This window comes from Bacteroidota bacterium (assembly GCA_034723125.1).
Classification (GTDB): domain Bacteria; phylum Bacteroidota; class Bacteroidia; order CAILMK01; family JAAYUY01; genus JAYEOP01.
This window is the reverse complement of sequence record JAYEOP010000493.1, coordinates 1-8,269: the sequence shown is the minus strand read 5'-3', so window position 1 is coordinate 8,269 and position 8,269 is coordinate 1. Positions and strand designations below refer to the sequence as shown.

Sequence of the window (8,269 nt, the reverse complement as noted above, 5' to 3'; positions counted from 1 at the left end):
TTGCTATAAGTGAAAATTCAGATTTCTTATTAAAAGACAGAAAATTCTCAACATTAAATCTAATTAACATGATAGTTTGTTTTAATTCGGTGCAAAGTAAGGAAATATTCTCATATCAATCACGCTTGTTTTGTTTTTTTTTTGATAACGTGGGTGTTTCTTATAATGAATGCCAACGCCAGTCTGTCTAATAACCCTAACCACCGATTAAATTTTTGTCAAATATAAGGACATTTCTGTTTTGCTTAAAAATAATTTGTTTTTTTTTGGTTGCGTTTTTAGAATTGCTTCTTCCAGTGATGTTAAAAAAATATATGACTGTCTTCTGTTTTTTTCATTGTATAAATTTTAGATGTTAAAAGTAGAAATTATTCCTTTGGTGGCAAATTATCTTTATCTACAATTTGTTGATTTTTTTAAACAGTCTGACGTTAATCGTCTTGGAATTGGGATAAGTGTAGTTTTAACGAAGGAATACTGACGGAGATTACTCCGTCAGCCGCCTACTCGATTAGGCTTAGTTATTTTATTTTTCATCATCTTTTATGCAAGTCCATAGAATTCTGCCAACGTAATTAAGTAGAGAGATTGCTTTTAAACTGTTTGTCACGTTCCCGAAATTAGTGCTAATTCCATGCATAATTTCATGTCTATTTAAAGAACCATTGTAATTTGACAAATCCCTTTCAGATGAATTTATTAGTCCAGGTTCAGCTATTTGTTGAAGTATTTTATATGCGAAAGAATCATGATCCAACTCCTCAAGATATTTTTTTATAATTGGTTTTCCTTTTTTTTGATTATATAGTTTAAAACCAGTTATATCTCGACATATTCCGTCTGATTGACTAAGAAATATGAGTATTGATGAATGAAAATTACCTTTTCTATGCGCTTGAAATCCTTCTTTAAGGATTTTCATCCTTAAAGGAAAATTTTTATATAATTCTTTTTCAATGGATGAATTTAATTCTGAAATGTGATTGACAAAAAAATCGTCAACTTTATCTAGGTTACCATTAACAGAATACGAAGAAACTGTATGTATTTCGACTGGTGACATCTCAAGGGTCATAAACCAACCATGTTTATTTAATTCTTTTAAGGATTCTGGAAGTTGTTCAAATGATATACGAATTAACTCCCCAATGTTAGGAACTTCAAAATTTATGTCCTCAAGAATTTTAGCAAGATTCTGAGTGAATTTGGTAAAAACTCCCTGAAGGTTATTTAGGTTTTGTTGAAATTCCTCCATCATTTTTTATAATTAAGCCTAACATTAGCATAAACGGAACTCCCGTTTATTTCCATTATATCCAGAGATACCCAAAAAGCTATAAGTCCATATCATCCAATGGATTAACAATGCCGTCAAATCTCTTGTTTGTAATATTAGTATAAATTTTTGTAGTTTTAATATTTTCATGTTCTAATAAAATTGAATGTATCTTGAAATACTCTCGCAAATGTAATAATGATTTTTTAGACAACAAAATATATCTGTCTTTCTCCCCTTTTTCTAATCACTCTTACACCGCTAGATTTACCTTTAGCTTTTAATTTAATGGTAAGCCTAATTTTAAAACATTTTTTAGAAGAGCATCAAACAGTTCCAGATTATGATAATGTAGGAAAAAATCAGCGAGAAAGAACATCAGTAGATGATGGAATAAATATTATTGAATAAGAACTTTAGAAATATACAAAATCTTTTTTTCCCTTTTCTTACCTTTACTGTCCTTTTCCTCTATTGTTTGAGTGCCATAAACAATAAAATAATTATCATACCAATAGTCTAAATTAGAAACTGTAGATATAACCTTTTTGTCATCGTATGATGTCTCAATCTCAACAGATTCAAAATCATGGAGTATTTTCCCTCCAAAATCAACTTTTTCATAATTGATTTTGTTGGAAGAAGAAAAAACCAATTTTATAGAATTTGCATTTTGTTCTTGAATGGAAATATTTTTCTTCTCAGTCAAAGTTTTACTTGCATCATTCAAATTTAAACAGTGATCCCATTCCATATTTCCATCATTTTCAAATCGAGCAATAAAAGCACGAGAATATTGAAAACCATCAAACTCATTTCTTGAGCGTGTTTGAGTCTCAGTAACTCCATTTACTGTAATTCTGTCTTCATAAGTTTTTATTCGAAATGTAGTATTAAAAGCTTCGCCCAATAAAATATAAGCATCGTCAATGTGAATAATATCGTGCATGGTGATATCATAACTCAAATCATATTCCTTTCTCTTAGACTCTCTTTTTTTCTTTATCTTTTTCTGTCTTTTTTCAGAAAGAAAATTCAAAAAATTATTCAAATCCAAAAAATTATAAAATTCAATAAACTCAATATTATTGTTATCATTTGTTTTACAGAAAAAAACACCAATAGAAGGAGTACTAAATTTACCGTAGGTAGGAAGAGCATGTTGCTTATCACGAATAGAAGACGTGGTATAAGTGCCTGAAAAAATATATTGATCATTACCAATAGGAAAAGCAGTAATATCTGTAATAATTTTTTCAATATTCTTATTCATATTAAATAAAGACTCCTTTTCCCCATTCTCATTCAAACGCATCACATACAAATCATAATTCTTCTTTTCGATAACTATCAAATAAAGAAAAATCTCATTACTAGCTTCTAATACTTGAAATTTTTTTAAAAAAATATTTTTAGGTTTAACACTTTGAATCAAAACTGGAATAGTGTTTGTTTCTCCAGTTTTCCAGTTTAAAGAAAACACAAAATATTTCCTTTTTACACGAGCTTTAAAATATGCATAATCACCCAATACAGCCATATCACCAGTACGCATTTTCTTTGGTAAGATGCCGTCAACTTTATACACTTTGAAGTTTTTTATATCTATGCTAACTAAGGTAAACTTTCCTTTTCTACCTTTAAATAAATTATGATAACAATTATTAGTAATAAAAATCTCATTATCATACATTTTATTGCCAAGCATTACAGATTTTTTACTTTCAATCTCAAGATTAGTATTTATCAATTCAAACTTCAATTCTGTATTGTCTTCCACATCTTTAGTGGCAACAGATCGCATCAGTAAGCCATACTCTCCAAATTCATAAATTTTATACTTAGAATAGCCATCTTCTTTTACAATTTCAAAACGCTCCTCATACGAAATTTGTGAATACACATTAAAACTTAAAATAATAGACAGGAATAATAATAAATTTTTCATAAAAAGTTTTTTTGGTTTATAATTAAAAATACAAAGACATTATTTATATCTCTGTTGTTTTACTCGATTCATGTCCTAATAAAATTGAATGTATCTTGAAATACTTTCGCAAATATAATAATGATTTATTTAGACAACAAAATATCTCTGTCTTTTTCTAAGACTGTAGCGAGATGACTTTCAATTTAGTCAAGTTCGGCTAAAATATAAATTGCAGACTGATTAGTTGGCAAGAAAGAATTAGAATAAAAAAGAGATATTAAAAAATATTCTATGCACCTTTGCAGTATAAAGGAAAATTGAAATGAGCTGGATATTGATTTTTATAATAAGTGTTTTTTTGCTTTTGCATTCCTACGTCTTTTTCCCTTTGATACTTTCTTTGATGGCAAGAAAAAAAACACAAAACAATATAATCTTTAACAAAAGCGATAAAGACCTTCCTAATGTTTCTATTCTGCTGGCTGTTTATAACGAAGAACTTGTAATTGAAAACAAAATAAAAAGCACTTTTAATACCGATTATCCTGTTGACAAAATTGAATTTTTGATTGGCTCTGATGCTTCCAGCGATAAAACAAATGAAATAATTATTAAGCTAAAACAAGAGTATAAAAACTTGCAACTCATAGAATTTGAACAAAGAACAGGGAAAGCTGAGATAATTAATAATTTAAAAGAAAGGGCAAAAAATGAAGTGTTAGTGTTAACTGATGCAAATGTTATTTTTAAACCTGATACTATTTATCATTTGCTAAAGCATTATAAAAATGACAAGATTTCTCTTGTTGGAGGAAATATTATTAACTCACGATTTAATGAGCAAGGAATTTCACAGCAAGAAGAAATGTATATCTCAAGGGAGAATAAAATAAAATACAATGAAGGCATTTTGTTTGGTGCAATGATTGGTGCTTTTGGAGGTTGTTATTCAATCAGGACTAAAAATTATTCAAAAGTGCCAGCACGTTTTTTTATGGATGATTTTTATATTACTATGAATGTAATTGAAAATGGTGGGAAGTGTATTAACGAGCTTGATGCTGTTTGTAGCGAAGATGTTTCAAATAAATTATCAGAAGAGTTTAGAAGAAAAATTCGCATCTCAATTGGAAACTTTCAAAATCTTACAAGATACAAAAATTTACTAATTCCTTTGTTTAATGGAGTTTCTTTTAGTTTTTTATCTCATAAAGTAATAAGATGGCATGGACCTTTTTTTCTTATTTTAATTTTTGTGTCAAATATTTTTCTTTTTAACACAAATATTTTTTTCAAAATAACACTAATAGGTCAGTTGCTATTATTTATCATACCATTTGTAGATAGTTCTTTGAGAAGAATAAAAGTTAATATAACTTTGCTCCGTTTTATAACACATTTCTATTTCATGAATTTGGCTCTTTTGCTCGGTTTATTTAAATTTTTAAAAGGTGTAAAAACAAATATTTGGCAACCAACACAAAGATATCAATAAAAAATGTTTAATAAAATTGAAGAAGCAATAGAGGATATAAAACGAGGGAAAATTGTAATTGTAGTAGATGACGAAAATCGTGAAAATGAAGGAGATTTTGTTACTGCTGCAAGAAATGTTACTCCTGAAGTAATTAATTTTATGGCAAAAATAGGTCGAGGTTTAATTTGTACCCCGATAATTGAAAGCCGTGCTGATATTTTAGGATTAGAACTTATGGTTACAGATAACACCGCTTTGCACGAAACTCCTTTTACAGTTTCAATTGACTTAAACGGATATGGATGTACCACAGGGATTTCTGCCCATGATAGAGCTGCTACAGTAAGAGCCTTAATTGACCATTCAAAAACAAAGGATGATTTTGCAAAACCGGGACATATCTTTCCTCTTAGAGCTAAGGAAGGAGGAGTTTTAAGAAGAGCAGGACACACAGAGGCAGCAATTGATTTGGCACGATTAGCAGGCTTTGAAGCTGTTGGAGTTATTGTTGAAATTATGAATGATGACGGTTCAATGGCAAGACTTCCCGACCTTGAAAAACTTGCTAAAAAATTTGATTTAAAACTTATATCTATTCATGATTTAATTGATTTTAGAATGCAAAATGAATCCCTGATTGAAAGATTAGTGGATGTTCATCTTCCTACAAAATATGGGAATTTTGATGTTGTTGCATTCAGACAATTAACAACAAATGATATTCATCTTGCTCTTATTAAAGGTAAGTGGACAAAAGATGATGATGTAATGATAAGAGTACATTCTTCTTGTGTTACAGGAGATATATTCGGCTCTCTGAAATGCGACTGTGGTTCTCAACTGCATGAAGCATTAAGAATGGTTGAAAAAGAAGGGAGAGGTGCTGTTATTTATATGAATCAGGAAGGTAGAGGAATAGGTCTTTATAATAAGCTAAAAGCATATAAATTGCAAGAACAGGGAATGGATACTGTTGACGCAAATGTCCATCTTGGTTTTAAAGCGGATGAAAGGGATTATGGTGTAGGTGCTCAAATTATTAGAGATTTAAATATTAAAAAAATAAGGCTAATAACCAACAATCCATCAAAAAAAATCGGATTAAAAGGTTATGGACTTGAAATTACTGAGCGTATTCCTTTGGAAATAGAACCAAATAAACACAACAAAACATACCTGAAAACAAAAAAGCTTAGAATGGGACACGATCTTCATTCCAGTGAATTGGAATAGGAATCTAATTTTGCAGAGTTTTCTTAAAGACACGAGTTAAGCAAAATACCAAAATAATATGATATTGGTAGTTTTGAACGCAACTTGGTATTATTCTTCTCATCTTGAAAACGTTTCAGAGAAACGAGATACTTGTTAAAAAAATATTATCTTTGAACCTCTAATTTATTTAACTTTTAAAGCATTTAACAATGAATAAAAAATGGATTCCACTAATAGTTATTGCAGCAGTTATTTTTTTACTGTTTTTTTCAATCAAAGGAAAATATAATACACTGGTAACTCTTGATGAAGCAGTAGTTGCTCAATGGTCGCAGGTTGAAAATGTGTATCAACGTAGAGCAGACCTTATTCCCAATCTTGTTTCAACAGTTAAGGGTTATGCAGATTTTGAAAAACAAACTCTAACAGATGTTATAGAAGCACGCTCAAAAGCTACAGGAATAAATATTGATGCTAACAACATGAATCCTGAACAATTGCAACAATTTCAAGCGGCACAAAAAGGACTTAGTTCTGCATTGTCCCGATTGATGGTAGTGGTTGAACGCTATCCGAATCTTAAAGCAAATCAAAATTTTCTGGAACTTCAAGCACAATTGGAAGGTACTGAAAATAGAATTTCTGTTGAAAGGATGAAATTTATTGAAATAACACGAAATTATAATACATCAATCAGAAAATTTCCTTCAAACATTTATGCTTCAATGTTTGGTTTTGAAAGAAAACCTAATTTCCAAGCAGATGAAGGTGCAGAAAAAGCACCGGATGTAAAAGACCTTTTAAATAATTAATAAAATTATGGCAAATCACTTTTTTACTCAGGAACAAAAAGATTCAATTGTTAACGCAGTTAAAGATGCAGAACTTCAAACATCAGGTGAAATAAGAGTTCATATTGATAAGAGATGCAAAGAAAATGTTTTAGACATGTCTGCTTTTATTTTCAAAAAACTTGAAATGCATAAAACAGAACTCAGAAACGGAGTGTTATTTTACATTGCTTACAAAGATAAAAAATTTGCAATACTTGGTGATGCAGGAATAAATGCAAAAGTAGAAGAACATTTTTGGGACAACATTAAAGAAGAAATGGGGAAGTTTTTTAAAGCTGAAGATTTTACAAAAGGGCTTACTAAAGGAATTAGCATGGCTGGAGAAAAGCTTAAAAAATATTTTCCATACATGGAAGGAGAAGATATTAATGAGCTTCCCGATGATATTTCTTTTGGAAATAATTAAAAACATTTAAAGCTAAATTAGAATGAAAAACAAAATACTATCAATAATATTACTGCTGTTATTTACAACAATTATTAATGCTCAAGTACCTGAAAGACCTAAAAAAGCTCGATTGGTTAACGACTATGTTGGAATACTAAATGCAAATGAAGTTGCTCAACTTGAACAAAAACTTGTAAAGTTTAATAACTCAACATCAACTCAAATAGTTATAGTAATTGTTGATGACCTTAATGGACAAGATAAATCAATGTTTGCTTATGAAATTGGTGAAAAATGGGGTGTAGGTCAAAAGAAATTTAATAATGGTGTAGTAATTTTAGTTAAGCCAACAGGAGGGCAAGGAGAAAGGAAAACATTCATTGCTGTTGGTTATGGGCTTGAACCTGTTATTCCTGATGCTATTGCAAAAAGAATAGTAGAAAAGGAACTTCTTCCTTATTTTAGAAACAATGATTTTTATGGAGGATTGGATAAAGCAACAAATGTAATTATGAAGCTTGCCATGAAAGAATTTACTCCCGATGAATACATTGAGAAAACAAAAACAAAACCGATTACATATTTCCCAATAATATTTGTTATACTCTTTTTTATTATTTTTAGAGCTATTTCAGTTCGTTCCTATTCTCGTAGCAATAGTATTCCTTTTTGGACAGCACTGTTCTTAATGAGTAGTATGGGCGGTCATGGAGGTAGCTATGGAAGTTTTAGTTCAGGAAGTGGTGGTTTTGGAGGCTTTGGTGGTGGAGGCTTCGGTGGCGGTGGTGCCGGTGGTAGCTGGTAATCACTTTTGTATTTTTGGTATTAGTATTTTTTTAAATATAAAGTGTTTATAAAATTAAATTAATATTATTTTCGGTTCTATGTTGATTTGAGTGGGTAATCAAATTTGCCACAGACTTCGTCTGTCGAAGACAGATTCACAGATTAAAAAATTACTCTTTTTGTAATTAGTGCTTATAAGAAAACTCATTAATTGCCTATCTGTACCCCTTAAATTCCCTAAAAGGATAATCCAACTCACTGAGAGTGATAGTATCCTCTTTAGGGGACAAAGGAATGAGCGGAAAATATGCAGAATTTTCTTTAGTTTTTTAATAGGTACTAA

General features: G+C 30.0%; 8 protein-coding genes. 6 read left to right on the top strand and 2 right to left on the bottom strand.

Going from position 1 to position 8,269, the window contains the following annotated elements; all coding sequences use genetic code 11:
- Positions 1 to 526: 526 nt before the first annotated feature.
- Positions 527 to 1,258: a hypothetical protein gene (locus U9R42_12780; GenBank protein MEA3496892.1), complete on the bottom strand. Its 732-nt coding sequence runs from the start codon at positions 1,256 to 1,258 to the stop codon at positions 527 to 529.
- A 306-nt stretch (positions 1,259 to 1,564) separates the two neighbouring features.
- Here U9R42_12780 and U9R42_12775 point away from each other — a divergent pair, with 306 nt between their 5' ends.
- Positions 1,565 to 1,687 (top strand): hypothetical protein, encoded by a 123-nt coding sequence (locus U9R42_12775; protein ID MEA3496891.1) that lies wholly within the window; start codon positions 1,565 to 1,567, stop codon positions 1,685 to 1,687.
- Here the strand turns inward: U9R42_12775 and U9R42_12770 are convergent.
- Entirely contained in the window at positions 1,677 to 3,224 is a 1,548-nt protein-coding gene (locus tag U9R42_12770) for a hypothetical protein (GenBank protein ID MEA3496890.1), read from the bottom strand. The two genes, U9R42_12775 and U9R42_12770, sit on opposite strands and share 11 nt — an antisense overlap.
- Before the next feature lie 385 nt (positions 3,225 to 3,609).
- On the opposite strand from U9R42_12770, the gene U9R42_12765 reads away from it, so the two are divergent.
- From U9R42_12765 to U9R42_12745, 5 genes are all read left to right on the top strand, one after another.
- Positions 3,610 to 4,701: a glycosyltransferase gene (locus tag U9R42_12765; protein ID MEA3496889.1), complete on the top strand. Its 1,092-nt coding sequence runs from the start codon at positions 3,610 to 3,612 to the stop codon at positions 4,699 to 4,701.
- 3 nt (positions 4,702 to 4,704) lie between these two features.
- Positions 4,705 to 5,916 (top strand): bifunctional 3,4-dihydroxy-2-butanone-4-phosphate synthase/GTP cyclohydrolase II, encoded by a 1,212-nt coding sequence (locus U9R42_12760; GenBank protein ID MEA3496888.1) that lies wholly within the window; start codon positions 4,705 to 4,707, stop codon positions 5,914 to 5,916.
- A gap of 191 nt (positions 5,917 to 6,107) precedes the next feature.
- Positions 6,108 to 6,710 (top strand): LemA family protein, encoded by a 603-nt coding sequence (locus U9R42_12755; protein ID MEA3496887.1) that lies wholly within the window; start codon positions 6,108 to 6,110, stop codon positions 6,708 to 6,710.
- A gap of 7 nt (positions 6,711 to 6,717) precedes the next feature.
- A complete protein-coding gene (locus U9R42_12750) occupies positions 6,718 to 7,158 on the top strand; it encodes a TPM domain-containing protein (GenBank protein MEA3496886.1) in 441 nt (146 codons plus the stop codon).
- A gap of 22 nt (positions 7,159 to 7,180) precedes the next feature.
- Positions 7,181 to 7,945, top strand: a complete 765-nt coding sequence (locus tag U9R42_12745) for a TPM domain-containing protein (GenBank protein ID MEA3496885.1) — start codon at positions 7,181 to 7,183, stop codon at positions 7,943 to 7,945.
- The last annotated feature ends 324 nt before the right edge of the window (positions 7,946 to 8,269 follow it).